The organism is Roseovarius salis (assembly GCF_044472985.1).
In the GTDB taxonomy this organism is placed as follows: domain Bacteria; phylum Pseudomonadota; class Alphaproteobacteria; order Rhodobacterales; family Rhodobacteraceae; genus Roseovarius; species Roseovarius salis.
On sequence record NZ_JBISDG010000031.1, the window covers coordinates 17,915 to 44,276 of the forward strand.

Below are 26,362 nucleotides of genomic sequence, written 5' to 3' on the forward strand. Positions count from 1 at the left end.
CTCTAGCGCTCCGCCCGCCACGGGGTCAAGCCGGCGCAGATTGATCCGCGATGCCCTTTGTGCCAACGTTCCGCCAGAGCCGGAACTTGCGAGAGGCTGCCCCCGATGCAGGGCATGATGATGCACCGCGACCTGAGGATCATCGATATCCTCACCTTCGCGGCCGAGGCGTTTCCAGATCAGGGCATCATATCGGCCCGCGACGAGGGCGACCTGCACCGCCTGTCCTATCCGCAGGTGCTGGGCCGGGTGGCGCAACTGGCCCACGCGCTCCGGGGGCTCGGCATAGGCGAAGGCGACCGTGTCGCCACGCTGGCCTGGAACGGCCACCGACATTTCGAGCTTTACTACGGCGTCTCCGGCATCGGCGCGGTCTGCCACACGGTCAACCCCCGCCTGCCCGCCGAACAGATGAGCTATATCCTCAACCACGCGGGCGACAGCGTGCTTTTCGTCGATCTCAGCCTGATCGGCCTCGTCGAGGCGCTCAGGGGCGACATGCCCAGCGGCATCAGGATCGTGGTGATGACCGACCGCGCCCACATGCCCGACACCGATCTCGACGTGCTGTGCTACGAAGAGCTGCTCGGGGGCCAGCCGACATCGATGGCCTGGCCCGAATTCCCCGAAACCACCGCCGCCGGGCTTTGCTACACCTCCGGCACCACCGGCCACCCCAAGGGCGCGCTCTATTCCCACCGCTCCACCGTGCTGCACGCGCTCTACGTGGTGGCGGGCCACCCCCAAAGCCTCTCGGCCGGGCGCCGCGCCCTGCCCGTGGTGCCGCTCTTTCACGTCAACGCCTGGGGGATGCCCTATACCGCGCCGCTCGCGGGCATGACGATGGTGATGCCCGGCCGCCACCTCGACGGGGCCAGCCTATACGACCTGATGGAGGCCGAAGAGGTCTATACCGCCTGGGGCGTGCCCACCGTCTGGGCGGGCTTGCAGGCCGAGATCGAAAAGCGCGGCCGGCCGCCCAGAGGATTCGCGGATCTCGTCGTCGGCGGCGCGGCCGCCCCCCGCGCCATGATCGCCGCCTTCGAGGGGATGGGGATCAACGTCAACCAGGCCTGGGGCATGACCGAGATGAGCCCGATCGGCACCCGCGGCGTTCTGCCCGCCTGGCTCAAGGATGCCCCGAAGGACGAACAGATCGACGCCAAGACAGGGGCCGGCCGCCGCCTCTTCGGGGTCGAGTTCAAGATCGTCGACGACGCGGGCCGACGCCTGCCCCATGACGGCGACGCCACGGGCGAGCTCTACGTGCGCGGCAACACCGTCATCAGCGCCTATTACGAAAACGAGGGCGCCACCCAAGCCGCCTTCGACGCCGAGGGCTGGTTCGGCACGGGCGACGTTTCCACCGTGGGCGAGGATGGCCGCCTCATCATCCGCGACCGCGCCAAGGACCTCGTGAAATCCGGTGGCGAATGGATCAGCTCCATCGACCTGGAAAACCACGCCACCGCGCATCCCGGCATCAAGGCCTGCGCGGTGATCGCCGTGCCCCACCCGAAATGGGATGAACGGCCCGTGCTGGTGGCCGTCCCCGCGGGCGACAGCCGCCCCGCGCTCGACGACATTCACGCCCACATGTCCGGCCATTTCGCCAAGTGGCAGCTGCCCGACGACATCGTGTTCGTCGACGAATTGCCGCTCACCGCCACCGGCAAGGTCTCCAAGCTCACGCTGCGCAAGCAGTTCGAAGGCTACGTGCTGCCCGAATTCCGCGAGGGCGGCGCATGAGCGGCCTCGCGCTTGACGAAGCGGCGGTCGGGGCCTGGGCGAAACAGAACATCCCCGGCTTCGCCGGCCCGGTCACGGCCACCAAGTTCTCGGGCGGGCAGTCGAACCCCACCTACCGGCTCGATACACCCTCGGGCGCCTACGTGCTGCGCCGCAAGCCGCCCGGCGTGCTCCTGAAATCCGCCCACGCCGTCGACCGCGAATTCCGCGTGCAGCGCGCCTTGCAGGGCACAGGCGTTCCGGTGGCGAAGATGCACGCGCTTTGCGAGCATGACAGCGTGATCGGCTCGGCCTTCTACATCATGGAGCATATCGACGGCCGCAGCTTCGACCAGCCCGGCCTGACCGGTCAGCCCCCGCAGGAACGCTCTGCCATCATCGACGAGATGAACCGCGTCCTCGCCGCCATACACGAGGTCGACATCGACGCGGTGGGCCTTTCCGATTTCGGCCCGCCCGGCCATTACTGCCAGCGCCAGACCGACCGCTGGACCAAGCAGTATCACGCCACCCAGACCGAGGACCTTCCCGACATGGAGGCGCTGATCGGCTGGCTGCAGGCCAACATGCCCGCCGATGACGGCCAGCGCACCCTTGTCCACGGCGACTACCGGCTCGACAACCTGCTCTATGCCCGCGACCGCGCGGAAATCCTGGCCGTGCTCGACTGGGAACTCTCGACCATCGGCCACCCCTATGCCGATCTTGCCGCCGTCATCATGCAATGGTCCATGCCCGCCACGACCGAGGGGCGCGGGCTGGCCGGGGTGGATCGCGAGGCGCTCGGCCTCTGGTCCGATCAGCGTTTCATCGACGCCTACTGCGCGCGCCGCGGCCTGTCGGGGATCGGCGATTTCAACTTCTACCTCGCCTTCTGCTTCTTCCGCATGGCCGCGATCCTGCAGGGGGTGAAGAAACGCGCGCTCGATGGCAACGCATCGGACCCCGAGCGCGGCCTGAAGCTGGGCGAATACGTCCCCGAATTCGCCCGCGCCGGGCTGGAGGCGGCAACCGCATGACCGGCGAGAGAGATCCGCGGCTGGTGGAGCCGCCCTATCCGCTGCAAGAGCTGCTCGGCATGGAACTCACCGCGTGGTCGGCGGGCGCGGCGCGGGTGGAGATGCCTCTGTGGGAAGGGGTGACCAACCGGCAGGGCCTGCCGCATGGCGGCATCCACGCCACGCTTCTTGACAGCGCGATGGGCTATGCCGGCTGCTACACCGGCGATCCCGACCGCCGCCAGATGGCGCTCACCCTGTCGCTGACCGTCAATTACCTCGGCCAGCCCCGGGGCACCCGCCTCATCGCCGATGCCACCGTGACGGGCGGCGGCCGCAAAACCTACTTTGCAGAGGGCCGGCTGACGGACGAGACCGGCACGCTCATGGCCACGGCGACGGGCGTGTTCAGGTACCGTACCGCGCGCTGAAACCCGCATCATCCCCGCGCTACAACTCGCGCCCGGCCTTGAACTCGCCCCATCGCATGATCGCGTTGGCGCCGATGAACGTGGCCGGCCCGGGCGGCAGGCGCTTGGGCGGATCCTGCGCCATGACCTCGTCCAGCAGGGCAGAGCGGTGGCCCGACGCGAGCTCGGCGGTGACCATGCCGAGCATCGTGCCCTTGGCCGTGCCGAGCCCGTTCTGGCAGCACGCGGAATAGAGACCGTCCTCTACCTCGCCCATGGCAGGTACGCCGTTCCAGCTCAGGCAAAGCCGCCCGCCCCAGCGATACTCCATCTCCACGCCGGTCAGGCTCGGGAAGCGCGCGGCGAATGCCGTGTCATGGCTGCGCGCCACCCGCGCGATCCGTGCCGCGCTCACCTGCATGGAAGGGTCGCAGGTGAAACGGTTGCGCACGACGATACGGTCGCCCCCCGTGCCGGAAATCCGCCGCACCGTCGTGCCCATTGGATCGGCCGGCGTCACGCCCCAACGGGGCTGGCCGCCGAGCTGCCGGCATTCCCCTTGCGTGAGCGCACGGGTCATCGAGGCGTAGGTGAACACGTGCAGAAGCCGCCCCCGGAAATGGCCGAAGCTGTTGGCATGACCGTTCACCGCGAGGATGACCTTGGGCGCCGCCACCCGGCCCTTGGGCGTGACCGCGTTCCATGCGCCGTTGCGTTCGAGTTCGGTAACGGGGCTGTTCTCGAAGATGCGCACGCGGTTGGAGCACAGACCGCGCGCCACGCCACGCACGAAAAGCGCGGGCTGGATCATCGCCGTGCCGGGGGTATAGAGGCCGCTGCAATAAAACCCGCTCCCCGTCATCTCGCGCATCTGCGCGGCATCGAGCATCTCGTGCTCCTCTCCCATCCGGGCGAGGTGGGCGGCATAATCACGGTTGTGGCGATGGCCCTTTTCGGTGGCCGCCGCGTTCGTCTTTCCCGACCGCGCGAAAGCCTCTTCACCGAGTCCGAAATCCGCAGCCATGCCGGCGGCGAAGTCGATCCCCGCGCGGTTGGCGCGGATCTGCGCCTTGTCGGCCTCTACCGCGCCGCCGTAATCCTGCGAGGACAGGTCATGCGGCAAATCGATCATGAAGCCGGTGTTGCGCCCGGCCGGTCCCTCGCCGATGCGCTTGGCCTCCAGCAGGACGATACGCGCGCCGGGGTTGAGCTGTGCCAGCCGCCGCACGGCGGCCAACCCCGCGAAACCGCCGCCGATCACGAGGAAATCGGCGGTGGTGCGTTCCTCGAGCTCCTGCGCAGGCCCGGGGTCTGGCAGAATCTCGTTCCATCCGGCAGGGCCGGGGTCGACCGGCAGGCGGGTCACCCTCATTGCATCAGCCTTTCCCAAGCCCGGCACGCGCAATAGCGCGTGCCGCGTTCAATACTGCTGGTTCAGCGCGTCCTCGGCCGGTATCTCGCGTTCGCGACGGTCGATATAGTCGCGCAGCGCCTCGTCCACGGCCGGGTCGAGCGCCGGTTCCTCGTAACTGGCCAGCAACTCGCGGGCATGGTTGAGCGCGCGAATGTTCGTGTCGATCCCGCCTTCGGCCGCCCATTGCTCGATCGCGTTGTTGTCGAACAGCTCGGGCATGAAGAAAGCGCGCTGGAAATTGGCCAGCGTGTGCTCGTGGCCCAGGTAATGGCCGCCGGGCCCGATATCGCCCACCGCGGCGATGGCCTCGTCGAAATCGTCCCAGCGGATGCCCTCGGCCATGCGATAGGCCATCGCGCATTGCTCGGCATCCACCACGAACTTGGCCATCGAGCAGTGCATCCCGGCCTCGTTCCAGCCGGCGGCATGCCACATGTAGTTGGTGCCGGCCATCTGCAACGCCATCAGCGTGCTAGCGCTTTCATAGCCGGCCTGCGCATCAAATGTCTTGGCCCCGCCCAGATTGGTCGAGGACCGCCACGGCACGCCGTAGTGGCGGGCCATCTGGCCGATCATCATGTTCATCAGGCTGATCTCGGGCGTGCCGGCCATCGGCGCGCCGGATTTCATGCTGACAGTGGACAGGTAATGGCCGTAGATCGCCGGTGCGCCCTTGCGGATCACCTGCGTGTAGGCCAGCGCCGAAAGCGCCTCGGCATTGAGCTGCGCCACCGTGGGCGCGACGCTGGCCGGCGTGTTGGCGCCCCCCAGCACGAAGGGCGAGCACAGCACCGGCTGATTGCGCCGACAAAAGGCCCGCATCGCGCCAAGCATGGTTTCATCCCACACCAGCGGCGAGTTACCGTTGCAGTTGCCGGTGACGACCGGGTGATCCTCCATGAAATCCGCGCCGAAGAGGATGGCGCACATTTCCATCACGTCCTCGGCGTTCCGCGGAGAGGTGGTCATGCCCATGAACGTCTTGTCGGAATGCTTCATGGACGAATAGGTGATGCGCAGGTGGCGCTGGCTGATCGGGTGATCGTAGGGTTCCACGATGTGATGCGCCGAGCTGTGCAGCGCCGGCAGCATGTGGGCCAGCTTGTGGAAGTTCGCCAGATCCTCCAGCGTCGGGTTACGGCGAACGTCGTCGAGGTCGCGCAGATAGGGGGCGCCCGTCATCGGCACGAAAATGGCGTGGTCGCGGCCGAATGGCAGGTTGTTGGCCGGGTTGCGCGCGTGGATGGTGAATGTTTCAGGGATCGTGGCGATGAGGTCGCGCACGAGCCCGCGGTCGAGATAGACGGTTTCGCCATCGACCCTTGCCCCCGCCGCGCGCCAGTCGTCGAGCGCGACCGGGTCGCGGAACACCACGCCGACATTCTCAAGTATATGCATCGAGGCCGCATCGACACGCTCGACCTGCCCCGCATCCATCGGCTCCGTCAGCGGAAGCGCGCGCCTCAGCGCGGGCAGCATCGTGAAATCGCGCTTTTGCCGCGCCAAGGTCCGGGCCCCGCGGCCCCGCCGGGCCGCTCTCTTCTCTGCCACATCAGCCATGATGCGTCGTCCTTTTCGCAGGGTGGGTGCCGATCCACCGTTGTGCCGTGGGCGTGGTGCCCCTTACGCGACGTTGTCACCGTCTTTCGGATCGGTCAGGTCGATCCAGATGGTTTTCATCTCGGTGAACTGGTCATGCGCGTGAATGGAATTGTCGCGCCCGCCGAAGCCTGACTGCTTGTACCCGCCGAACGGCGTGGAAATGTCGCCCTCGCCGTAACAATTCACCGTCACCGTGCCCGCCCGGATGTCGCGCGCGGCGCGGATCGCGCGGCGCACGTTGCCGGTAAAGACAGAGGCCGCGAGGCCGTACTCGGTGTCGTTTGCAAGCTGGATCGCTTCCTCGGTGCTGGATACCGCGATGACAGAGAGCACGGGGCCAAAGATTTCCTCCCGCGCCCTTGGGTCTTGGCGATCGACCTCGAAAACGGTCGGGTCGACAAAATTGCCGTCCACCTTGCCGCCCGCAACGGGCTCGCCGGTGAGATAGCCGCAAACCTTGCGGCAATGCGCATCATCCACCAGCGCGCCCAGATGCATCGCCGGGTCGAGCGGATCGCCGGTGCGCCAGTCGCGCAGGCGCGCGGTGATCCGCTCCATCAGCGGCGCCTTCACCGCCTCGTGCACGATCAGGCGCGAACTGGCCGAGCAGTTCTCGCCCATGTTCCAGAAGGCCGCGTTGACGACATGGCTTGCCACTTGGTCGAGGTTCTCGGCGTCCTCCAGCACCACCGCGGGGTTCTTGCCGCCGCATTCCAGCGTCACCTTCTTGAGGTTGCTGTCCGCCGCATAGCGCAGGAACCGCTTGCCCGTCTCGGTCGAGCCGGTGAAGCTGACCATGTCGACGCCCATATGCATCCCCAGCGGCGCGCCCACGCCCGGCCCGTCGCCCGGCAGCACCTGCAGCACACCGCGGGGCACGCCCGCCATATGCGCAACCTCGGCCAACCGCAGCGCCGTCAGGCTGGTCTGCTCGGCGGGCTTCACGATGACCGAGTTGCCGGCCGCGAGCGCCGGGCCGATTTTCCACGCCATCATCAGTAGCGGGAAATTCCACGGCAGAACGGCCGCGACCACGCCCAGCGGCTCGCGCACGATCATGCTGATCGCGTCGTCGCCCGTGGGGCCGGTCTGGTCGTAGATCTTGTCGATCAGCTCGGCATGCCACTTGATCGTGTGGATCACCTCGGGGATGTCTGTTTCCTCGCAGTCCTTGATCGGCTTGCCGGAATCGAGGCTCTCCATGACAGCCAGCTCGCGCCTGCGCCGCTTTATCAGCTTGCACAGGCGGATCAGCACATCCTTGCGCGCGGACGGGTGAAGGCGCGACCATTCACCCCGGTCGAACGCCTCGCGCGCCTTTTGCACGGCAAAGTCCACGTCCTTGCGATTGGCAGTGCTGATGGTTGTCAGCACCTCGCCCGTGGCCGGGTTCACCGTATCCATGCCCGGACCGTTCCCGTGGCGGAACTTGCCATCGACGTAGGGTGCGGCAGGCAAGTCCAGATCCACGGCAATGGCGGCGTACTCGGCACGTGTCAGCAAGTCGGTCATTTCGCCTCTCCCGTGATCCGCGCGATCGTGGTGTCCATGGTGCGGATCACCTCCTCCAGCGCGCGCTTGTCATCCTTGTTGAGCGGCTGCAGCGGCTTGCGCGGCGGGCCGGCCGGAATGCCGCGCATGGTCAGCCCGTGCTTGATGCACTGGACGAACTTGCCGCCCTGTTCCAGCACGCGCATGAGCGGCATCATCGCGCACATGATGGCCCGCCCCTTGGTGAAATCGCCCTCGATCACGCAGGCCCTGTAAAGCGCCACATGCGCCCGGGGCGCGAAATTCGACCCGGCACAGACCCAGCCGCGCGCGCCCCAGGCGAAGAATTCCAGCGCCTGGTCGTCCATGCCGCAAAGCAGACCCAGATGCGGATAATCGCGCGCGATCATGTGCAGGCGGTTGATATCGCCCGAGCTTTCCTTGATGCCGCAGAAATTGGGCGAGCGGCCAAGCCGGTCGAGCGTGTCCTCGTCCATGTTCACGCCCATCCGCCCGGGATAGTTGTAGAGCATAACCGGCATGTTCACCGCGCGGTCGATGGCCAGCGCGTGCAGCGCGATCTCTCGGCCCGTCGGCATCGAATAGGGCGGCGTGGCGACGAGGATGGCATCGGCGCCCACCTCCTTCGCCATCCGGGCAAACGCGATGCTGTCCTCGGTGCGCAGCGCGCCCGTGCCCACCACCAACGGCACGCGCGCCGCGATCATCTCCTTCGTGGCCCGGGCGAGTTGCACCCGCTCCTCGAAGGTCTGGGCATAGTACTCACCGGTTGTCCCGGCCGAGATGATGCCATGCACCCCTGCCGCGATCAGCCGCTCAACCGTATCGGCCAGCGCCGCATGGTTGATCGTGCCGTCGTCATGGCAAGGCGTGACGATAGGCGTCCAGATGCCTTCAAACTGCATGTCCGCGGTCCTTCATTGAAATCACGTCGATGGGCAGCGGATCCGGGCTGACGAACCGCTCCAGCCGGTCGCGCGAAAGATCCCAGTGCTCCAACGTCAGATCGACGGCGACCGCGGGCTCCTGACGTTCGATCGCCACGATCATCGCCTCGTGCTGCTCGCAGGCCTTCTTGACGCGCAATGTCTCGTCCGCCGAGGCCGGCCGGTAAAAGGTCTGGCTCAGCCGCGTGTGGTCGATCAGCATCCGCTTCAGGCTGGGCAGCAGGTACGGATTGTGCGCCATCTGGCCGATCTGCAGGTGAAAGCTGTGATTCTGCAGGGCAGCTTCGCCGGCATGGCCGGCCTCTGTCGCCCTGCGGAACGCGTCCTGTATGTCCTCCAGCGGTCCGATCTCTTCGCTGCGGCGGTTCTCGGCGGCCAGGCGTGCAACGTTGGCGTAGATCATCGGGGCCGTCTGGAAAAACATCCGCATCACGCCGAGATCCATCGACGCCACCTTCGCGCCCCTGTTTTCTTCTCGCGTGACATAGCCCTCGCCGTTCAGGCGCTGGAATATCTCGCGCATCGGCGTACGCGACAGGCCGTATTGGCCACACAGCTTGGCCTCGTCGAGTTCCGACCCCGGCGCGATGTCCTGCCGCAAGATCCGCATGCGCAGGTCTTCAAGGCAGTGTGTCTTCCTGTCTGCGGTCATGGCGGCTCCTTTCTGGATACGTTTTGTATACATTTTGTATTCATTCGTCCAGACGGTTCGACGAACCTCGCTTGCGCGGTGATTGCATGGGTCACGCACCGGCCGTCGAAATGAAAAAGGCCCCGCCGAAGCGGGGCCTTTCACGGTTTTCTGAATGCGCGAGGTCAGTCCTCGCGGCTTTCGGGGGTATCGATCAGCGTGTCGAAATCGTCACCGCCCACGACATCATCACCGTCCTCGGAGGGCGCCGCGAGCGCTGCGGCGGCCTCGGCCTCTTCGCGACGCGCCTCGATCACCACGTTGTCGCGGCTCTGCGCAACCTGGCGGATCTTCTGCGTGGCGCCCCCCGTGCCGGCGGGGATCAGGCGACCGACGATCACGTTCTCCTTCAGCCCCAGCAGCTTGTCACGCTTGCCCTGCACCGACGCCTCGGTCAGCACGCGCGTGGTTTCCTGGAAGGACGCCGCAGAGATGAACGAGCGGGTCTGAAGGCTGGCCTTGGTAATACCCAGCAGGATCGGCTCACTTTCCGCCGGGCGGCCTCCCTTGTCCACCGCCTTCTGGTTGGCGGCATCGAACTCGGCCTTGTCGACATGTTCGCCCTTGAGCAGCGTCGTGTCGCCGCTGTCGAGGATCTCCAGCTTTTGCAACATCTGGCGCACGACAACCTCGATGTGCTTGTCGTTGATCTTCACGCCCTGAAGGCGATAGACCTCCTGAACCTCGTCGATCATGTACTCTGCCAGCGCCTCGACCCCCATGATCGACAGGATGTCGTGCGGCGCCGGGTTGCCGTCCATGATGTAGTCGCCCTTCTGCACGTAATCCCCTTCCTGAACGGGGATATGCTTGCCCTTGGGCACCATGTACTCGACCGGTTCGTGGCTCTCGTCGATGGGCTCGATCGAGATGCGACGCTTGTTCTTGTAGTCGCGGCCGAAGCGAACATAGCCGTCGATTTCGGCGATGATCGCGTGGTCCTTGGGGCGCCGCGCCTCGAACAGTTCGGCCACACGTGGCAGACCGCCGGTGATGTCCTTGGTCTTGGCGCCTTCGCGCGGGATCCGCGCGACGACGTCGCCGGCGGCAATATCCTGCCCGTCCTCGACCGACAGGATGGCATCGACCGACATGAGATAGGTCACCGGGTTACCGGCGTCGTTGCGCACCGGCTCTCCGTCGGTATCCACGATCAGGATCTCCGGCTTCAGCTCGTTCCCCTTGGGCGCGGCGCGCCAGTCGGTCACGATCTTCTGCGTCATACCGGTCGCCTCGTCCGTGACATCCCGCACAGAGACGCCCGCCGTCAGGTCGACGAACTTGGCACGGCCCGACTTCTCCGCGAGGATGGGCAGCGTGTAGGGATCCCACTCGAAGAGCTTGTCGCCCCGCGAGATACTGTCGCCTTCCTTCACGAAAAGCTTGGAACCGTAGCCGATCTTGTGGCTGGCCAGTTCCTGTCCCTTGTCACCCACGATGCGCAGCTTCATGTTGCGGCCCATCACCAGCGTCTCGCCGGCGGAATTCTCCAGCGTCTGGGCGTTCTCGAAGTCCACCGTGCCTTCCTGGCTGGCCTCGAGGAAGGACTGCTGCCCGCCTTGCGCGACCCCGCCGATGTGGAAGGTCCGCATGGTCAGCTGCGTGCCCGGCTCGCCGATCGACTGCGCCGCGATGATGCCAACGGCTTCGCCGACGTTGACCATCGTGCCCCGCGCAAGGTCGCGGCCATAGCACATTGCGCAGACCCCGTCCTCGCTGTCGCAGGTGAGCGGGCTGCGGATGCGGGCCGACTGCACCGCGGCATCCTCGATGGCGTCGGACATGCGCTCGTCGATGAGTTGCCCGCGGGTCGCCAGCACCTCGCCGCTCGCCGGGTCGACGATATCCTCGGCCGCGACACGGCCCAGCACGCGCTCCGACAGCGAGGCAACGACCTCGCCATCGTTCACGGCAGCCTCTGCCGTGATGGCCCGTTCGGTGCCGCAGTCATGCTCGCGCACGATGCAGTCCTGCGCCACGTCCACGAGACGCCGTGTCAGGTAGCCCGAGTTCGCGGTCTTGAGCGCGGTGTCCGACAGGCCCTTTCGTGCCCCGTGGGTGGAGTTGAAGTACTCCAGCACCGTCAGGCCTTCCTTGAAGTTCGAGATGATCGGCGTCTCGATGATATCGCCGTTCGGCTTGGCCATCAGGCCGCGCATCCCGCCGAGCTGTTTCATCTGGGTGACAGAGCCCCGCGCCCCCGAGTGGGCCATCATGTAGACGCTGTTTGGCTCGGTCACGGCACCGGTCTCGTCCGTGATCTCGGCCGAGATGGAGCCCATCATCGCCTCGGTAACCTGGTCGTTACACTTCGACCACGCGTCGACCACCTTGTTGTACTTCTCGCCCTGGGTGATGAGACCGTCCATGTACTGCTGTTCGAAGCCCTTCACCTGTTCTCGGGTGTCCTCGACGATGGGCCATTTTTCTTCGGGGATGACCATGTCGTCCTTGCCGAAGCTGATGCCGGCGCGGAACGCCTCGCGGAAGCCCATGCCCATGATCTGGTCACAGAAGATCACGCTCTCCTTCTGGCCGCAGTAGCGGTAGACCGTGTCGATGACCTGCTGCACTTCCTTCTTGCGCAGGAGCTTGTTGACCAGCTCGAAGGGCGCCTTGGCGTTGAGCGGCAGGAGGGCGCCGATGCGCACGCGGCCCGGCGTGGTCTCGAACCGCTTGGTCACCTCGTTGCCCTCGTCGTCGATCTGGCGGATGCGCGCCGTGATCTTGGCGTGCATGTGCACCTCTTCGGCGTCCAGCGCGTGCTGCACCTCCTCGATCGAGGAGAAGACCATGCCTTCGCCCTTCATGCCGTCGCGCATGATCGACGTATAGTAGAGACCGAGGATCATGTCCTGCGACGGCACGATGATCGGCGCACCGTTCGCCGGGCTGAGGACGTTGTTCGTGGACATCATCAGCACACGCGCCTCGAGCTGCGCCTCGAGACTCAGCGGCACGTGCACGGCCATCTGGTCGCCGTCGAAGTCGGCATTGAAGGCCGAGCAGACCAGCGGGTGAAGCTGGATCGCCTTGCCCTCGATCAGCGTGGGCTCGAATGCCTGGATCCCCAGGCGGTGCAGGGTCGGCGCACGGTTGAGCAGAACCGGGTGTTCGCGGATCACCTCGTCGAGGATGTCCCAGACCTCGGGGCGTTCCTTTTCCACCAGCTTCTTGGCCTGCTTGACGGTGGAGCTCAGGCCCTTGGCCTCCAGCCGCGAGTAGATGAACGGCTTGAACAGTTCGAGCGCCATCTTCTTGGGCAGACCGCATTGGTGCAGCTTGAGTTCGGGGCCCGTCACGATGACCGAGCGGCCCGAGAAGTCGACCCGCTTGCCCAGCAGGTTCTGGCGGAAGCGGCCCTGCTTGCCCTTGAGCATGTCGGACAGCGATTTCAGCGGACGCTTGTTGGCGCCGGTGATGACCCGGCCGCGGCGGCCGTTGTCGAACAGGGCGTCCACCGATTCCTGCAGCATCCGCTTCTCGTTGCGCACGATGATGTCCGGCGCCCGCAGCTCGATCAGCCGCTTGAGGCGGTTGTTGCGGTTGATGACGCGGCGATAGAGGTCGTTGAGGTCCGAGGTGGCGAACCGGCCGCCATCGAGCGGAACCAGCGGGCGCAGTTCGGGCGGGATGACCGGGATCACGGTCATGATCATCCATTCGGGGCGGTTGCCGGATTCGAGGAAGTTCTCGACCACCTTAAGCCGCTTGATGATCTTCTTGGGCTTGAGCTCGCCCGTCGCCTCGGCGAGGTCGGCGCGCAGCTGTTCTGCCTCGGATTCAAGGTCGATGTTGGCCAGCATCTCGCGGATCGCCTCGGCGCCGATATTGGCGGTGAACGCGTCGGCGCCGTAGGCGTCCTGGGCGTCCATGAACTCTTCCTCGGTGAGCATCTGGCCGTAGGAAAGGTCGGTCAGGCCCGGCTCGATCACCACGTAGTTCTCGAAGTAGAGCACCCGCTCCAGGTCACGCAGGGTCATGTCCAGCATCAGCCCGATACGCGAGGGCAGCGACTTGAGAAACCAGATATGCGCGCAGGGCGCGGCCAGCTCGATATGGCCCATGCGCTCGCGGCGGACCTTCTGCAGCGTGACCTCGACGCCGCATTTCTCGCAGACGACGCCGCGATACTTCATCCGCTTGTACTTGCCGCACAGGCACTCGTAGTCCTTGATCGGGCCGAAGATGCGCGCGCAGAACAGGCCGTCACGCTCGGGCTTGAACGTGCGGTAGTTGATGGTCTCGGGCTTCTTGATCTCGCCGTAGGACCAGCTGAGGATGCGCTCGGGGCTGGCCAGCGATATCTTGATCTCGTCGAACACCTTGGTCGGCGCGACGGGGTTGAAGGGGCTGTTTGTAAGTTCCTGATTCATCATTGAATCCCTTGGTCAGGCATGGCGGGGAGGAGGGCGGAGATCCTTCGCGAAAGATCTCCGCTGCAGAATATTCGCGGAATATCCTGCATTCACTCGTCCTCCTCGTCCACGTCCAGCAGTTCCATGTTGAGGCCGAGGCCACGAACCTCCTTGACGAGGACGTTGAAGCTCTCGGGCACGCCGGCCTCGAAGTTGTCCTCGCCCTTGACGATCGACTCGTAGACCTTGGTCCGGCCGGCCACGTCGTCGGACTTCACCGTCAGCATCTCCTGCAGGGTGTAGGCCGCGCCGTAGGCTTCCAGTGCCCAGACCTCCATCTCGCCGAGACGCTGTCCCCCGAACTGCGCCTTGCCGCCAAGCGGCTGCTGCGTGACCAGGCTGTAGGGTCCGGTCGAGCGCGCGTGGATCTTCTCGTCCACCAGATGGTGCAGCTTGAGCATGTATTTCACGCCCACCGTGACCGGCCGCGAGAACTTCTCGCCCGTCCGACCGTCAAAGACGACGGACTGGCCAGAACTGTCGAAGCCCGCGCGCTGCAGCGCGTCATTGACGTCGTCCTCCTTGGCGCCGTCGAATACCGGCGTCGCGATCGGAACCCCCCGCGAGACGAGCGAGGCGGATTCCACCAGCCGTTCCTCATCCATGCCGGCCAGCGCCTCGTCGTAGACGTCCTCGCCATAGGCCAGTTGCATCGCTTCGCGCACGGGCGTCAGGTCGCCGGACCGGCGGTATTCCTGAAGCGCCTCGTCGATCTTGATGCCCAGCCCCCGGGCGGCCCAGCCCATGTGGGTCTCGAGGATCTGGCCGACGTTCATCCGCGAGGGCACGCCGAGAGGGTTGAGGCAGAAATCGACCGGTGTGCCGTCCTCGAGGAAAGGCATGTCTTCCATCGGGATCACCTTGGAGATCACGCCCTTGTTGCCGTGCCGTCCGGCCATCTTGTCGCCGGGCTGCAGCTTGCGCTTCACCGCGACGAAGACCTTGACCATCTTCATCACGCCCGGCGGCAGGTCGTCGCCCCGGCGCACTTTCTCGACCTTGTCCTCGAAGCGGGCTTCCAGCATGCGCTTCTGCGCCTCGTACTGGTCATGCAGCGCCTCGACCACCTGCGCGTCGGCCTCGTCCTTGAGCGCGAGTTGCCACCACTGGCCGCGGCTCAGCGTCCCGAGCAGGTCCTCGGTGATCTCGGAGTTCGCCTTGACGCCCTTGGGTCCCTGCACGGCGACCTTGCCAAGCACGAGATCCTTCAGCCGCGCATAGATGTTGCGCTCGAGGATCGCCAGCTCGTCGTCGCGGTCGCGGGCGAGCCGCTCCACCTCTTCCCGCTCGATCTGCAGGGCGCGTTCGTCTTTCTCCACGCCGTGACGGTTGAAAACCCGCACCTCGACCACGGTACCGAAATCGCCCGGCTTGACGCGCAACGAGGTGTCGCGCACATCGCTGGCCTTCTCGCCGAAAATGGCGCGCAGCAGTTTCTCTTCCGGGGTCATCGGGCTCTCGCCCTTGGGCGTGATCTTGCCCACGAGGATGTCGCCTGGCTGCACGTCGGCGCCGATATAGACGATGCCCGCCTCGTCGAGGTTGCGCAGCGCCTCCTCGCCCACGTTGGGGATATCGCGGGTGATCTCTTCCGGTCCGAGCTTGGTGTCGCGCGCGGCGACCTCGAACTCCTCGATATGCACGCTGGTAAAGACGTCGTCGCGCACGATCCGCTCGGAGATGAGGATAGAGTCCTCGTAGTTGTAACCGTTCCACGGCATGAAGGCGACGACGACGTTGCGCCCGACCGCCAGCTCACCCATGTCGGTGCAGGGGCCATCGGCGATGACCTCGCCCTTGCCGACCTCTTGCCCAACCTTCACCAGGGGCCGCTGGTTGATGCAGCTGTTCTGGTTGGATCGCTGGAACTTTCGCAGGCGGTAGATGTCGACGACAGGTTGCCCCGGGTCCAGGTCGCCCGTCGCGCGGATCACGATCCGCTGCGCGTCCACCTGGTCGACCACGCCGCCGCGACGTGCGAGGATCGACGCGCCGGAGTCGACCGCGACGCGGCCCTCCATGCCCGTGCCGACATAGGGTGCCTCGCTCTGCAGCAGCGGCAATGCCTGCCGCATCATGTTGGACCCCATGAGCGCGCGGTTGGCGTCGTCATTCTCGAGGAACGGGATCAGGGATGCCGCCACCGACACCAGCTGCTTGGGGCTGACGTCGATGAAATCCACGTGCTCGCGCGGGGCCAGCATGTATTCCCCCGACTGGCGGGTGGAAACCAGATCATTGACGAAATTGCCCGCCTCATCGAGCTTGGCGTTGGCCTGCGCGACGGTGTGGCGCATCTCCTCGGTTGCGGACATGTAGTGGACCTCGTCGGTCACCTTGCCGTCCACCACCCTGCGGTAAGGCGTCTCGATGAAGCCGTACTTGTTGACCCGTGCATAGGTTGCAAGGCTGTTGATCAGGCCGATGTTCTGGCCTTCGGGCGTCTCGATCGGGCAAATGCGGCCGTAATGGGTGGGGTGCACGTCGCGCACCTCGAAGCCGGCGCGCTCCCGCGTGAGGCCGCCCGGACCCAGAGCCGAGAGCCGGCGCTTGTGCGTGACCTCCGAGAGCGGGTTGGTCTGGTCCATGAATTGCGACAGCTGCGAGGAGCCGAAGAACTCGCGCACCGCGGCCGCCGCCGGCTTGGCATTGATCAGGTCCTGGGGCATGACCGTGTCGATCTCGACCGAGCTCATGCGCTCCTTGATCGCGCGCTCCATCCGCAGCAGGCCGACCCGGTACTGGTTCTCCATCAACTCGCCGACCGAGCGGACCCGGCGGTTGCCGAGGTGGTCGATGTCGTCGATATCGCCCCGGCCGTCGCGCAGCTCGGTCAGCGCCTTGATGCAGGCCACGATATCCTCGCGGTCGAGCGTGCGCTGCGTGTCAGGCTTGTCGAGATTCAGGCGCATGTTCATCTTCACCCGTCCCACCGCAGACAGGTCATAGCGCTCGGCGTCGAAAAACAGCGTTTCGAACAGTGCGCTTGCAGCTTCCTCGGTGGGCGGCTCGCCCGGGCGCATGACGCGATAGATGTCCATGAGCGCGCTTTCGCGGTTCATGTTCTTGTCCATCGTCATCGTGTTGCGGATGTACGGACCGACATTGACGTTGTCGATGTCGAGCACGGGGATCTCGGTGATGCCCGCGTCGATGAGCTCCTTGACCGTGCCGCCCACGAGGTCGCCGTCCTTGTCATACTCCGCCGTCAACTCGTCACCGGCCTCGACATAGATCGCGCCGGTTTCCTCGTTGATGACGTCGCGCGCCACGTAACGGCCGATGATCTGGTCAAACGGCACCACGATCTCCGTGACCTCGCCCTCGTCGATCAGCTTCTTGACCGCACGCGGCGTCACCTTCTTGCCCGCCTCGGCAATCACGTCGCCCGTCTTGGCATCGACGAGGTCGAAGGGCGGCCGGGTGCCGCGCATGCGCTCGGGGAAGAACTTGGTGACCCAACCCTGTTTCTTCTTCAGCTTGTAATCGACCGTGTCGTAGTAGGCGTTCATGATGCCTTCCTGATCCAGCCCGAGGGCATAGAGCAGGGTCGTCACCGGCAGTTTCCGCCGCCGGTCGATACGTGCATAGACGTTGTCCTTGGCGTCGAACTCGAAATCCAGCCAGCTGCCGCGATACGGGATGATCCGGCAGGCGAAAAGCAGCTTGCCGGAGGAATGCGTGCGGCCCTTGTCATGGTCGAAGAAAACGCCGGGAGAGCGGTGCATCTGGCTGACGATGACGCGCTCGGTGCCGTTGACGATGAACGTGCCGTTGCCTGTCATCAGGGGCATGTCGCCCATGAAGACGTCCTGCTCCTTGATATCCTTGACGGAGCGGGAGCCGGTATCCTCGTCGAGGTCGAAGACGATCAGCCGCAGCGTGACCTTCAGCGGGGCGCTGTAGGTCATGTCGCGCTGCATGCACTCCTCGACGTCGTATTTGGGCTTCTCCAGCTCGTAGCCGACGAACTCCAGAACAGAGGTTTCGTTGAAATCCTTGATCGGGAAAACCGACTGGAAAACGCCCTGGATGCCTTCGCCATCCTGCGGCTCGGGCTGGTCGCCGGAACCCAGGAACAGGTCGTAGGACGACTTCTGCACCTCGATCAGGTTCGGCATCTCCAGCACTTCGCGGATCTTGCCGAAATACTTGCGCAAACGTTTCTGGCCAAGGAAGGTTTGTGCCATGTGTCTGGTCACCTTTCATTTCTCACCGGAGGCGGCGGCCGTCGGGCCCCGGCACCGCATCCAACCGAGACGACGTGTCGCGATCCATTCCCGGCCCCTGTCCCACCAGGAGCCTCCCGATCGAGCGAACCACGCCTGAGAAAGGGCTTCGTTCCGAAGCGGGCCGGCCAAAGCCCTTTCTGAGACAGGTTCGGCTGGACCCGGAATGCATCCGGGTCCAGCCTTGACACGGTGGTCGCGCTTGCGCGCACCGATTACTTGAGTTCGATCTCGGCGCCGGCTTCTTCCAGCTTGCCCTTGATCTCCTCGGCTTCCTCCTTGGAAACCTGTTCCTTGATCGCCTTGCCACCGGCTTCGACCAGTTCCTTGGCTTCTTTCAGTCCAAGGCCGGTGATCGCGCGAACCTCCTTGATGACGTTGATCTTCGACGCGCCGGCCGACTTCAGGATCACGTCGAATTCGGTTTGCTCTTCGGCTTCCTCGCCGCCGCCGCCCTCTGCGGGACCGGCCATCATGACCGCGCCGCCGGCGGCGGGCTCGATGCCGTATTCGTCCTTGAGGATGGTTTTCAGTTCCTGTGCTTCGAGAAGCGTGAGGCCGACGATTTCCTCGGCCAGTTTTTTCAGATCAGCCATGTTTCAGCTCTTTCCGTTTACCAGTTTCCTGTTCCAACGCCGGGCGTTGCCCCGTACGCGGGTATTCAGTTTGCGCTTATGCAGCTTCGGCCTTGTCCTCGATGGTCGAAAGGATGCTCGCGATGTTCGAAGCAGGGGCGCCAATCGCACCGGCGATGTTCGAGGCGGGCGCGCCGACGCAGCTCGCGATCTGAGCAATAAGCTCGTCGCGCGAGGGCATTTTCGACACGGCCTCCACACCGGACCGGTCCAGATGGTCCGTGCCCATGGCCCCGCCGAGGATCTGGAACTTCTTGTTGTCCTTGGCGAAGTCCTCGGCGACCTTGGCGGCTGCCACGGGGTCTTCCGAGAAGGTAAGCACGGTCATGCCCGAGAGGTATTCGGCGATGCTTTCGCATGGCTTGCCCTCAAGGGCGATCTTGGCGAGCCTGTTCTTGGCGACGCGAACGGAACATTCGGCCGCGCGGGCGCGGGCGCGAAGATCCTGCATTTCGGCAACTGTAAGACCCGTGTAGTGGGCCACCACTACGACGCCAGAGCTTTCGAAGATCTGGCCGAGTTCCTCGACCACTTTCTCTTTCTGGGCTCTATCCACAGTTTCACTCCAAATCTGGAAGGATTCCCCTTCCGGCTCTTGTTTGCCCCGGGCACCGCCCGGAGCGTTCGGGTCCAATTTCAGGGTCCCGAGACCAAGATCGCCCGAAGGCGGCGCCTTCGTCGTAATCTCTACTCGTTCCCCATCTCAGGAAGGAATTATAGGGCAGGCGCCCAACCCTCCATCTCGGACAGGACGGGCCCGCGAACGGCCCCGCCATTCGCCCCGGGCCACGGCCCGGGGCAAATCCTGGTTATTCCGACGCGGCGTTGCCGACATCGACGCTGACACCCGGCCCCATGGTCGAGGTCAGCGAAATCTTCTTCATGTACGTGCCCTTGGCACCGGCCGGCTTGGCCTTGCTTACCGCCGACACGAATGCGCGGACGTTCTCGGCCAGCTTGCCGCCATCGAACGACACCTTGCCGATGCCGGCATGGACGATCCCGCCCTTGACGGCCTTGAACTGCACCTCGCCCGCCTTGGCGTTCTTGACGGCGTCGGCGACATCCATCGTCACCGTGCCGACCTTGGGGTTCGGCATCAGGTTGCGCGGGCCCAAAATCTTGCCCAGCCGGCCAACGACCGGCATCATGTCCGGCGTTGCGATGCAGCGATCGAACTCGATCGTGCCGCCCTGGATCGTCTCCATCAGGTCTTCGGCGCCCACGATGTCGGCACCGGCCTCCTTGGCCTCGTCGGCCTTGGCGCCGCGCGCGAAGACGGCAACGCGGACTTCCTTGCCAGTCCCGTTGGGCAGACCGACGACGCCGCGCACCATCTGATCGGCGTGACGGGTATCCACCCCAAGGTTCATCGCGATCTCGACCGTCTCGTCGAACTTGGCGTTGGCATTGTCCTTGATGAGCGATACCGCCTCTTCCACGGTCACGTTCGATTTTCCGGCAACGGCCTCACGGGCGGCACGGGTGCGTTTTCCTACTTTCGCCATCTCACTTCACCTCGATGCCCATGGACTTCGCGCTGCCCTGAATGATCTTCATGGCCGATTCCACGTCCTGCGCGTTCAGGTCGCGCCACTTGGCCTCGGCGATCTCGCGCAGCTGCTTGGGGCTGACGGTCGCCACCGTTTCGCGCCCCGGTACCTTGGCCCCGGATTTCAGCTTGGCCGCCTTCTTGAGATAGTAGGACGCCGGCGGCGTCTTGATTTCCATCTCGAAGGACTTGTCCTGGTAATAGGTGATGAGCGTCGGGCACGGCGCCCCCGGCTCCATCTCCTGCGTCTTGGCGTTGAACGCCTTGCAGAACTCCATGATGTTGATGCCGCGCTGACCGAGCGCCGGCCCCACGGGCGGGGACGGGTTCGCCTGGCCGGCAGGCACTTGCAGCTTCATCTTGCCGGCGAGTTTCTTGGCCATGTGGCCTCTCCTTCTTCCAACAGCCCCGGGGCGCGCCCCGGGGGCTTTTCACGTTGTGTGGTCCGGCTTGCGCATCGCGATACGCGCCCCTCCCACGTTGAGTACCCGGCCGCGCTCCCGGCCCGGTGAGCCACGCCGTCACGCCTGCTTGGTGACCTGCGCGAATTCCAGCTCGACCGGGGTTTCCCGGCCGAAGATCGACACCATCACCTTGAGGCGCTGGTTGTCGTCGTCCACTTCCTCGACCATCCCGTCGAAATCCTCGAACGGGCCGTCATTGACCTTCACCTTCTCGCCAACCTCGAAGGAAACCAGCGTGCGCGGCGCTTCCTCGCCTTCCTGCACCCGGTTGAGAATGGTGTTCACCTCTGCGTCCCGCATCGGCATCGGGCGACCCTGCGGACCGAGGAACCCGGTGACGCGGTTGATCGAGTTGATCAGGTGGTATCCCTTGTCCGACATCTCCATGTGCACGAGCACGTAGCCCGGCATGAAACGGCGCTCGGCGGTCACCTTCTTGCCGCGGCGCACCTCGATCACCTCTTCGGTCGGCACCAGGACCTCGTCGATCTGGTCCTCCAGCCCCTGGTCGGCAACGGATTGTCTGATCTGCTCGGCGACTTTCTTCTCGAAATTCGAGAGAACGCTGACCGAGTACCACCTTTTCGCCATTGTCGATCCAGATCCTGTCAAGCCCGGCCGCACGCCGGCAGTTTGTTTGATTTTTCAGGCGCTTGGCCCGGACTCCCCGAAACAAAAAGCGGCGCGCAACACGAATCGCCGCGCGCCATCGATCGAAGTAGCGCGTGGCCTACCGCCGATCTGCCCTGAAATCAAGGGGCTGCGCCTGATTTTCTGGCGGCTCAGCCGAAGATGCCCAGGACGCCCTGCAGGCCTGTCCGGATCAGCAGGTCGACAAGCGCGAAGAAAATCGCCGTCAGCGTGGCCATGATGAACACCATGACCGTGGTCAGGAACACCTCGCGCCGCGTCGGCCAAACGACCTTCGCCACTTCCGAGCGGACCTGCTGGATGAACTGGAGAGGGTTGGTCATGGCCATGTTTTCGGGTGCCCGGGCTGTGATCTCGTTGGGTGGGACATACTTGCAGCCATGGCCGAGATCAAGGGGCGAGGCGCATGTCGCCCATCCTGCCACGCGGTTTCCGCCCGGAACAGCCCCCCCCGCCGGGACGGGCCGCCGGCAAGGGCTTCGGCATTCGTCTTTCTCAGCGCGGCCGCGGCGCCGGTGCACCCGCATGTACCGTTTGTGCAGACCGGCCCCGTCGACGGGGCAGCAAACGGTGTCCGGACGTGTCGCGGCGGGCCGGCGCGCCCTGCTGCCATTGCAGCACCCCGAGAACCAGCAGCGACAGGCAGAGCGCGACGGCAGGCAGCGGCACGCCGACGCCCCATGCCAGAGCGCCCAGACCCAAGGCGCCGCCCGCCAGGGGCCACGGGTGCCGGAAACTGCGCGGCACTGCCCTGCCCCGCGCGCCGGCGCCGGTCGCAAGAACGGCACGCAGGTCGGGTTCAGTCGTTTCACGCTCCTCCTCCGGTGCGCACAACGCCCGGGTCGGGGCACGCCGACGGTGCAAGGGCCGTTCCCTGCGCTGTTGCAGCGGCACGCGCCGGATCGGCACAGGGGTCAAGGATGTCGGCGGCGGGGTCTGCACCTTGCCCGCCGCCCGCTCCTTTTCGTCGGCGCCTCCTGCGGACCCCGCGCCTGCGTCGCTGCCGGGGGGCATCACGTGCTGATGGTGGGGGACGGACCCGTGATCGCGCATCAACTCGAGCACCAGACGATCCGCATTGCGCCGGGCGGTTTCATCGTCCGCCGCATCCGGCGGCGCCGGGCTTGCCAGCTCAGCGGCGTTGTGCGGCAGGTGCGGGTTCACTTTCGGGGCAATCCGGGCTCTGGCCATGTCAGCACTCGTTAATCCTGATCTCGAACGACGCCCCCACGCCTTCCGCACCGCCGGAAACCGGTCGCGTCACCGGCTGCGCGGCCTTTTCATGTCCGATTTATAGCAAGAATGTGGCAAGCGCCGGCCGGAAAAGCGACCGTGCCCCAGTTACGCCCAGATCTGACCAGATTTCGGGAAACACTGAACCCGAACGTCAGGATTCGTTTCCTGGCAGGATACGACACACGCCCCGAAATGGCTGGCTCCCAGTGGCGACGCCGATTCGGCCGACAACGGCTCGGCCATCACACCGCGACAGCGTGACCTGCGTCGCGCGGCGGTCCGTGGCCGTGATCCCAATTGAGGGAGGCAATGGCAGGGGCAGCAGGGCTCGAACCCGCGACCTACGGTTTTGGAGACCGTCGCTCTACCAGCTGAGCTATACCCCTACGCGGCGCTGTCCCGATTAAGGTATGCACCGCCCGAATTCAAGACCGATTTCCCCATGAAAACACGACGAGGCCACGCCGGCGGCGTTACGCCGCGCGGCCGCCCGCGTAGCGCGGACTTTGGACGATTCCAGCGTCGAACAGCCGGCCGATCTCGTTATCGCCGAGCCGCGCCACGTCAGCCAGGATTTCCTCGGTATGCGCGCCAAGGGCCGGTGCCGGAACCGGGCGCTGCCGCTTAGCCTGCGAAAAGCTCACCGGGCAGCCGGGCACGGGGAACCGGCCCAGCCCCGGCTGGTCCAGGACGGAGAACATCGGGTTGTCCTCGCCCATGTCCGGGTCCTCGGCCACCGCCTCCTTCACGCTGCGGAAAACCGACCAGGTTATCCCCTTGGCGTTGAAGGCCTCGGCGAAATCCTCCACCCGGCGCATGGCGAACCACTCGCCGAGAATGCCGGTGATGGCATGGCGCATCTTCCACCGGTTGCCCTCGTCCGACAGGTCCAGACCGGTCGCCGCTTCGAGATCGCGGATGGCCGCGCCGGTCCCGGTCATTTGCACCAGCCCGCGCCACTGCCGCGATGTGAGCCCGATCACCATCACCCGGCGACCGTCAGCACAGATGAAGTCTTGGCCGTAAGCCCCGTAAAGCGCATTGCCGCATTTGCCGCGCTCGGTATCGTTCACCACTGCGTCACCGATCATGCCCAGGTGCCCGATAGTGGCCGCGGCCACGTCCTTGAGCGTCAGCTCCACGTCCTGCCCCTCGCCAGTGCGCAAGCGGTGGCGCTCGGCGGCCAGCAGAGAGGATACCGTCAGGTTGCCGGCAACAAGGTCCCACGCGGGCAGCGGGCTTGCGACCGGCGCCTTGAGCCCCTCGGGGCCCGTCATGTGGGGAATGCCGATCGCGGGGTTCACGGTGTAGTCGACCTGCGGGTTCCCGTGCCGGTCGCCCATGAGCGTCACCATGATGAGATCCTTTCGGTACTGGCTGAGTGTTTCGTGATCCATCCAGCCCCGCACGCGCAGGTTCGTAAGGAACAGCCCCGCATCCTCCCCCGGGGCGGTGATGATGCGGGTCACCAGTTCCTTTCCCTGTGGGCTTTTCATGTCAACGGCGATGGACTTCTTGCCCTTGTTCAACCCGGCCCAGAACAGGCTCTGCCCTGAAGGGGCCAGCGGCCAGCGCCCGGCGTCGAGCCCGCCGCCGATCCGGTCGAACCGGATCACCTCGGCCCCCATCTGTGCCAGCGTCATCCCCGCCAGCGGCACCGCGACGAAGGCCGAGCCCTCCACCACACGCATCCCGTTCAGAATTCCCTTCATTGCGTGCCCTCCCAGATCGCGATCGCCTGCATCCCCTGATGCCCGGATTGCCCCGTGACCAATGAAAGCGCGCCGCAATCGTCCTCGGTGGCCATGACATCGATCTCGGGGCTTTCCCCCTGCGCCAGGAACAACGGATGCACCGCCCGGAAATCGAACTGCGCCGGCCGCCGACCGCGCTGGCGACAGGCGGCCCGCATGAGCCAGCTCGCTTGCAGCGGCGCGTGGATGACCAGACCGGGGTAATGCTCGACACCTTGCGCATAGGGCAGGTCGTAGTGGATGCGATGCGCATTGAAGGTCAGCGCGGAATAGCGGAACAGCAGCGGTTCGCTTGCCGTGATACGCTCGTGCAGGACGGGCGCCTCCGGCAATGGCCGCTTGCGCGGCGGTCGAAACGCGTCGGGCACCTCGAGATAGACGATATCCTGCCGCTCCTCGACGGCAAAACCGCGTTCGGCGTAGATCCGGTGATCCACCGTGACCACCACCATGGGGCCCGTGGCGGTGTGTTTTTCCTGCACGTTCACGATGGCCGAATGGCATTTGAGCGTCTCGCCCACCCGCAACGGCGCACCGAAGGACAGGCGCCCACCGGCCCACATGCGTCGGCCCAGACGAACCGGCGGCAGGAAGTCCCCAAGGCGCGGATGCCCGTCGTCGCCCAGCTCGGACAGCGGCACGGCGGGCGGGAACGCGCACCAATGCCAAAGCGGTGGCAGCACCTCGCCCGCGGCGGGCGGCGGCGCATGCGGCTCCCCCAATGTGGCGTGGATGCGCGCGGCCTCGGCCTCGGATACCGCGCCCAGTGCGGTCTGCGTGCGCCCTTCCCATGCCCCGATGTTCACCTGATCCATCCCGTGCCCTCCGTCTTGACACCCAAAGGATGGCCGCGTGCCTCAAAAAAAGTCAATATTTCAATATCTTAGCGGAATACCATGGCATGCAGACCGCTTTTTCGCGACCGCAGCAACCGGTGCGACCCATTGTTTTGCATCGGAAAACAGCAGCCTTCACCGGGTCTCCGACGTGCCGGGAAACGGGTCCGTCCGGTGGAGATGCGCCCGCCGCGGCCCGCGGCAGATTGCCCCACCCCGGTCCCGGTGACGGCGATCGCCGGCGCTGTCCGGCGCCGGCCGGTGTCAATCAGGTGACGTCTTGAACTGGAATGCCTTGCGCCGTCCCGGATTGGCCTTCACCGCCTTCAGAAGGCGCCGGTGTTTGCGGCGCAAACCGAAGCCGTCCATCCAGGCGGCGACCCGCCGGATCCGCGCCAGCATCTGCGCATCGCTCAACTGCGCGGTACGCGCCTGTCGCATCGCGTCGGCATCGACCGGGCGCGTGCACAGGAACGAAACGGAGAAATTCGGCACGAACGCAACCGGCTGGAAATGCTCCGCGAGCATCGCCATCTGGGCCGCGATCCATGGCTGCTGCCACCACAGGAAATCCTGCTGGACGATGACCGATCGCCCGGGAACGAGATGCGGAAAGAACGTCTCGCTCATCCGGTCGGTCGTCGCCGCTGCCTTGGACGCGTCGAGAACGAGGATCTCGATCGGACCGCCGGTCCAGGCCATGTCTTCGATCTGGCCCTTGTGAAGCCTGACCGTATCGCGCCACGGCGACAGCAGCGCCTCGACTACGGGCCGCAGGTCATCGCCGTCGCAGGGCGGCAGCGGCGGCGCGTCCAGACCGCTCTCGCTGGCCGGGGGGCCGGACAGGTAGGTTTCGTAGCGGCCGCGGAAAACATCGAAATCGTTGACGACGAACTTGTCGTAGCCATGCACGGGCTGCGTTCGCCCGGCCTGTTTCTGGCCTTCGGCAAGGCAGGCGGTGGACCCGCCGGCAAAGGCGCCAAGATCGACGATGGCCCCGGCGCCTTGCGCCCATTCCCGCGTCAGCCAGAGGTAATACTTCTGCTCATCGAGGGTGAGCATGGTCGGAACCAAGGACGCCTCCCCCAAGTCCGCAACCCGGAGGAGGCGCCATGGAGACTCTCGGAACATGTCGAAAGCGCGATTCGACATGTCCCGTCGCCCTTTTTACTCGATGATCTTGGAGACGACGCCGGAGCCGACGGTGCGGCCGCCTTCGCGGATGGCGAAGCGCAGGCCCTCTTCCATGGCGATGGGCGCGATC

21 protein-coding genes and 1 tRNA gene are annotated in these 26,362 nt (G+C 65.4%); 3 read left to right on the top strand and 19 right to left on the bottom strand.

The annotated features are described in order from the left end of the window. Window positions 1-105: 105 nt before the first annotated feature. From ACH13J_RS13160 to ACH13J_RS13170, 3 genes are read left to right on the top strand one after another with little or no spacing between them, the layout of a single operon-like run. Window positions 106-1,749, top strand: coding sequence for a long-chain fatty acid--CoA ligase (locus ACH13J_RS13160; protein ID WP_397543800.1), 1,644 nt, complete (start codon window positions 106-108; stop codon window positions 1,747-1,749). Continuing rightward, window positions 1,746-2,768 (top strand): phosphotransferase, encoded by a 1,023-nt coding sequence (locus ACH13J_RS13165; RefSeq protein WP_397543801.1) that lies wholly within the window; start codon window positions 1,746-1,748, stop codon window positions 2,766-2,768. The genes ACH13J_RS13160 and ACH13J_RS13165 overlap by 4 nt, the downstream gene beginning before the upstream one ends. Continuing rightward, window positions 2,765-3,178 carry a hotdog fold thioesterase gene (locus ACH13J_RS13170; RefSeq protein ID WP_397543802.1) on the top strand — a complete coding sequence of 138 codons (414 nt, stop codon included), beginning with the start codon at window positions 2,765-2,767 and terminating at the stop codon, window positions 3,176-3,178. The genes ACH13J_RS13165 and ACH13J_RS13170 overlap by 4 nt, the downstream gene beginning before the upstream one ends. Before the next feature lie 19 nt (window positions 3,179-3,197). Here the strand turns inward: ACH13J_RS13170 and ACH13J_RS13175 are convergent, their stop codons facing one another. The 19 genes from ACH13J_RS13175 to ACH13J_RS13265 all read right to left on the bottom strand — a co-directional run. Continuing rightward, entirely contained in the window at window positions 3,198-4,529 is a 1,332-nt protein-coding gene (locus tag ACH13J_RS13175) for an FAD-dependent oxidoreductase (protein WP_397543803.1), read from the bottom strand. Window positions 4,530-4,577: 48 nt separating this feature from the next. Continuing rightward, a complete protein-coding gene (locus ACH13J_RS13180; RefSeq protein WP_397543804.1) occupies window positions 4,578-6,131 on the bottom strand; it encodes a trimethylamine methyltransferase family protein in 1,554 nt (517 codons plus the stop codon). Window positions 6,132-6,194: 63 nt separating this feature from the next. Further along, window positions 6,195-7,685 (bottom strand): aldehyde dehydrogenase, encoded by a 1,491-nt coding sequence (locus ACH13J_RS13185; RefSeq protein WP_397543805.1) that lies wholly within the window; start codon window positions 7,683-7,685, stop codon window positions 6,195-6,197. Beyond that, window positions 7,682-8,590: a dihydrodipicolinate synthase family protein gene (locus ACH13J_RS13190; protein ID WP_397543806.1), complete on the bottom strand. Its 909-nt coding sequence runs from the start codon at window positions 8,588-8,590 to the stop codon at window positions 7,682-7,684. Before ACH13J_RS13190 ends, ACH13J_RS13185 begins: the two co-directional genes overlap by 4 nt. Next, complete coding sequence (locus tag ACH13J_RS13195; protein ID WP_397543807.1) at window positions 8,580-9,284, bottom strand: FCD domain-containing protein; 705 nt, start codon at window positions 9,282-9,284, stop codon at window positions 8,580-8,582. The genes ACH13J_RS13190 and ACH13J_RS13195 overlap by 11 nt, the downstream gene beginning before the upstream one ends. A 164-nt stretch (window positions 9,285-9,448) precedes the next feature. Beyond that, a complete protein-coding gene (gene rpoC / locus ACH13J_RS13200) occupies window positions 9,449-13,699 on the bottom strand; it encodes a DNA-directed RNA polymerase subunit beta' (protein ID WP_397543818.1) in 4,251 nt (1,416 codons plus the stop codon). Window positions 13,700-13,791: 92 nt separating this feature from the next. Then, window positions 13,792-17,931: a DNA-directed RNA polymerase subunit beta gene (gene rpoB / locus ACH13J_RS13205; RefSeq protein WP_397543808.1), complete on the bottom strand. Its 4,140-nt coding sequence runs from the start codon at window positions 17,929-17,931 to the stop codon at window positions 13,792-13,794. 254 nt (window positions 17,932-18,185) lie between these two features. Next, window positions 18,186-18,566, bottom strand: a complete 381-nt coding sequence (gene rplL / locus ACH13J_RS13210; protein ID WP_397543809.1) for a 50S ribosomal protein L7/L12 — start codon at window positions 18,564-18,566, stop codon at window positions 18,186-18,188. A 76-nt stretch (window positions 18,567-18,642) separates the two neighbouring features. Continuing rightward, complete coding sequence (gene rplJ / locus ACH13J_RS13215; protein ID WP_397543810.1) at window positions 18,643-19,161, bottom strand: 50S ribosomal protein L10; 519 nt, start codon at window positions 19,159-19,161, stop codon at window positions 18,643-18,645. A gap of 253 nt (window positions 19,162-19,414) precedes the next feature. Further along, window positions 19,415-20,113: a 50S ribosomal protein L1 gene (rplA, locus tag ACH13J_RS13220; RefSeq protein WP_397543811.1), complete on the bottom strand. Its 699-nt coding sequence runs from the start codon at window positions 20,111-20,113 to the stop codon at window positions 19,415-19,417. Between the two features lies 1 nt (window position 20,114). Next, window positions 20,115-20,540, bottom strand: a complete 426-nt coding sequence (gene rplK / locus ACH13J_RS13225; protein WP_397543812.1) for a 50S ribosomal protein L11 — start codon at window positions 20,538-20,540, stop codon at window positions 20,115-20,117. A gap of 138 nt (window positions 20,541-20,678) precedes the next feature. Further along, window positions 20,679-21,212, bottom strand: a complete 534-nt coding sequence (gene nusG / locus ACH13J_RS13230) for a transcription termination/antitermination protein NusG (RefSeq protein ID WP_397543813.1) — start codon at window positions 21,210-21,212, stop codon at window positions 20,679-20,681. A 191-nt stretch (window positions 21,213-21,403) separates the two neighbouring features. Next, window positions 21,404-21,601: a preprotein translocase subunit SecE gene (secE, locus tag ACH13J_RS13235; protein ID WP_397543819.1), complete on the bottom strand. Its 198-nt coding sequence runs from the start codon at window positions 21,599-21,601 to the stop codon at window positions 21,404-21,406. A 166-nt stretch (window positions 21,602-21,767) separates the two neighbouring features. Continuing rightward, window positions 21,768-22,463 (bottom strand): hypothetical protein, encoded by a 696-nt coding sequence (locus ACH13J_RS13240; RefSeq protein WP_397543814.1) that lies wholly within the window; start codon window positions 22,461-22,463, stop codon window positions 21,768-21,770. Window positions 22,464-22,818: 355 nt separating this feature from the next. Then, window positions 22,819-22,894: transfer RNA gene (locus ACH13J_RS13245), tRNA-Trp, on the bottom strand. Between the two features lie 87 nt (window positions 22,895-22,981). Beyond that, window positions 22,982-24,220, bottom strand: a complete 1,239-nt coding sequence (locus ACH13J_RS13250) for a CoA transferase (RefSeq protein ID WP_397543815.1) — start codon at window positions 24,218-24,220, stop codon at window positions 22,982-22,984. Further along, window positions 24,217-25,077 (bottom strand): FAS1-like dehydratase domain-containing protein, encoded by an 861-nt coding sequence (locus ACH13J_RS13255; protein ID WP_397543816.1) that lies wholly within the window; start codon window positions 25,075-25,077, stop codon window positions 24,217-24,219. Before ACH13J_RS13255 ends, ACH13J_RS13250 begins: the two co-directional genes overlap by 4 nt. A 285-nt stretch (window positions 25,078-25,362) precedes the next feature. Continuing rightward, complete coding sequence (locus ACH13J_RS13260) at window positions 25,363-26,160, bottom strand: hypothetical protein (RefSeq protein WP_397543817.1); 798 nt, start codon at window positions 26,158-26,160, stop codon at window positions 25,363-25,365. 105 nt (window positions 26,161-26,265) lie between these two features. Then, the coding region (locus tag ACH13J_RS13265; protein WP_397542950.1) for an EF-Tu C-terminal domain-related protein at window positions 26,266-26,362 on the bottom strand (97 nt) is incomplete at its 5' end.

Excerpts from the sequence above, each read along its gene's own strand:
- ACH13J_RS13160 (WP_397543800.1), top strand. The coding sequence starts at position 106 with ATGCAGGGCATGATGATGCACCGCGACCTGAGGATCATCGATATCCTC.
- ACH13J_RS13165 (WP_397543801.1), top strand. The coding sequence starts at position 1,746 with ATGAGCGGCCTCGCGCTTGACGAAGCGGCGGTCGGGGCCTGGGCGAAA.
- ACH13J_RS13170 (WP_397543802.1), top strand. The coding sequence starts at position 2,765 with ATGACCGGCGAGAGAGATCCGCGGCTGGTGGAGCCGCCCTATCCGCTG.
- ACH13J_RS13175 (WP_397543803.1), bottom strand. The coding sequence starts at position 4,529 with ATGAGGGTGACCCGCCTGCCGGTCGACCCCGGCCCTGCCGGATGGAAC.
- ACH13J_RS13180 (WP_397543804.1), bottom strand. The coding sequence starts at position 6,131 with ATGGCTGATGTGGCAGAGAAGAGAGCGGCCCGGCGGGGCCGCGGGGCC.
- ACH13J_RS13185 (WP_397543805.1), bottom strand. The coding sequence starts at position 7,685 with ATGACCGACTTGCTGACACGTGCCGAGTACGCCGCCATTGCCGTGGAT.
- ACH13J_RS13190 (WP_397543806.1), bottom strand. The coding sequence starts at position 8,590 with ATGCAGTTTGAAGGCATCTGGACGCCTATCGTCACGCCTTGCCATGAC.
- ACH13J_RS13195 (WP_397543807.1), bottom strand. The coding sequence starts at position 9,284 with ATGACCGCAGACAGGAAGACACACTGCCTTGAAGACCTGCGCATGCGG.
- rpoC (WP_397543818.1), bottom strand. The coding sequence starts at position 13,699 with ATGAATCAGGAACTTACAAACAGCCCCTTCAACCCCGTCGCGCCGACC.
- rpoB (WP_397543808.1), bottom strand. The coding sequence starts at position 17,931 with ATGGCACAAACCTTCCTTGGCCAGAAACGTTTGCGCAAGTATTTCGGC.
- rplL (WP_397543809.1), bottom strand. The coding sequence starts at position 18,566 with ATGGCTGATCTGAAAAAACTGGCCGAGGAAATCGTCGGCCTCACGCTT.
- rplA (WP_397543811.1), bottom strand. The coding sequence starts at position 20,113 with ATGGCGAAAGTAGGAAAACGCACCCGTGCCGCCCGTGAGGCCGTTGCC.
- rplK (WP_397543812.1), bottom strand. The coding sequence starts at position 20,540 with ATGGCCAAGAAACTCGCCGGCAAGATGAAGCTGCAAGTGCCTGCCGGC.
- nusG (WP_397543813.1), bottom strand. The coding sequence starts at position 21,212 with ATGGCGAAAAGGTGGTACTCGGTCAGCGTTCTCTCGAATTTCGAGAAG.
- secE (WP_397543819.1), bottom strand. The coding sequence starts at position 21,601 with ATGGCCATGACCAACCCTCTCCAGTTCATCCAGCAGGTCCGCTCGGAA.
- ACH13J_RS13240 (WP_397543814.1), bottom strand. The coding sequence starts at position 22,463 with ATGGCCAGAGCCCGGATTGCCCCGAAAGTGAACCCGCACCTGCCGCAC.
- ACH13J_RS13250 (WP_397543815.1), bottom strand. The coding sequence starts at position 24,220 with ATGAAGGGAATTCTGAACGGGATGCGTGTGGTGGAGGGCTCGGCCTTC.
- ACH13J_RS13255 (WP_397543816.1), bottom strand. The coding sequence starts at position 25,077 with ATGGATCAGGTGAACATCGGGGCATGGGAAGGGCGCACGCAGACCGCA.
- ACH13J_RS13260 (WP_397543817.1), bottom strand. The coding sequence starts at position 26,160 with ATGCTCACCCTCGATGAGCAGAAGTATTACCTCTGGCTGACGCGGGAA.